This window comes from Streptomyces sp. a15 (assembly GCF_059026085.1).
Window position 1 is genome coordinate 1 of the sequence record NZ_JBWLKM010000223.1, and the last position, 1,536, is coordinate 1,536.

Consider the following 1,536-nt stretch of genomic DNA (forward strand, 5'->3'; position numbering starts at 1 on the left):
ACCCAAGAACCTCCCTCCAAGTTCCTCCCGACTGCGTCGGGGATACAACAAAGCGCCTCACGGCGCACACCGTGCGTAACAGTCTCCCGTTACACGGCTCTTGTCACCCTGATCACCAGAAATTACGGCACAGGCGCCAATGCGCGAACATTCCTGGGTATCGCCGTGTGATCCCTTGGAAACAGTCCTTGGCTTTCTTGAACCCTGCCAGCCGTTTGTACTTTCTGCGGATCCGGCGCACCAGGTAGGCGTTGATGCGCCGCAGGAGGGGTTTCAACGCGGAGTGATAGGACGCTCCGTAGTACTGGATCCACCCTCGCACGATCGGGTTGATGATGCGTGCGAGTTGAGCGAAGGTGTGACCCGTGCGCCGGTGGATCCGCCACCCGCGCAATTCGGAACTGAGCCTCTTCAGGGCGTCCTTGCTGATCGCAGGCAGAAAGCACGGAAATGTCACCCCATGCTTGCTGCGCGCCGTGCGAGCGCGGAACGTGAACCCCAGGAACGTGAACGCTGTGTGCTCATACGAGCCCCGCCTGTTCGCGTCCTTGCAGTAGACGATCCGGGTCTTGTCGGGATGCAGACGCAGCCCGACCTCTTCCATCCGGTTCCCGATCGCCTCCACCAGTATTCTGGCCTGGCGTTCGCTGACGCAGTGCACGACCGCGTCATCCACGTAGCGTTCGAAGGGGACGTTCGGGAACTCCCGAGCCAGCCACATGTCGAACGCGTAGTGCAGGAACAGATTCGCCAGCACGGGCGAAACCGATGACCCTTGCGGGGTCCCCCGGTCTCGCATCTGCAAGGTGCCATCGGGTAGTTGAAGCGGTGCTTCCAGCCATCGCCGGACGTACAACTTCACCCAAACGGCGTCGGTGTGCGCTTCCACAGCCTTGACGATGAGGTCCCAGCGGACGCTGTCGAAGAACTTCTGGATGTCGAGGTCGACGACCCAGTCCTTCTTCCAGCAGCGTTCTCGGCACTTTTCCACCGCGTCCAGTGCCGACCGTCCGGGCCGATACCCATAGGAGTCCGGATGGAACCTCGGTTCCACCTCGCGCTCCAAACGGGCGGCCACTACCGTCTGTGCAATTCTGTCCGCGACCGTGGGAACGCCGAGAATTCTGGTGCCACCGCCATGCGGCTTCGGAATCTCCACCGCTCGCACCGGGGGCGGAAAGTAGCTGCCCGAGGACATTCGGTTCCAGATCTTGAAGAGATTACCCTTCAGATCCTTCTTGAAGTCCTCGATCGAGCAGCCATCTACACCCAGCGCCCCCTTGTTTGCCCTGACCTTCTCCCATGCCTCCCATACTTCCCACTTCGAGATCTCAAACGACTTCCCTGGCGACTTCAGCTCGCCCACCCGACTCCTCCCAGGACACACCCGGTTGATCGAACGAACACAGCCACGGATGACCCGGCCCCTTCGCTCCGTCTCCATTACAGAGACTTCATCACTAGTGTCTCGTGATCCTGATTGCGTTACTTCGAGTTGTTATTGACGAGTTTCTTCACGCTGGCCTGGACGAGTCG

The 1,536-nt window shown here is 60.3% G+C and carries 1 protein-coding gene; it reads right to left on the reverse strand.

Translation table 11 applies throughout. The features are described from left to right. Positions 1-112: 112 nt before the first annotated feature. Positions 113-1,366 carry a group II intron reverse transcriptase/maturase gene (gene ltrA / locus AC5P09_RS51755; RefSeq protein ID WP_493880600.1) on the reverse strand — a complete coding sequence of 418 codons (1,254 nt, stop codon included), beginning with the start codon at positions 1,364-1,366 and terminating at the stop codon, positions 113-115. Positions 1,367-1,536 lie beyond the last annotated feature (170 nt).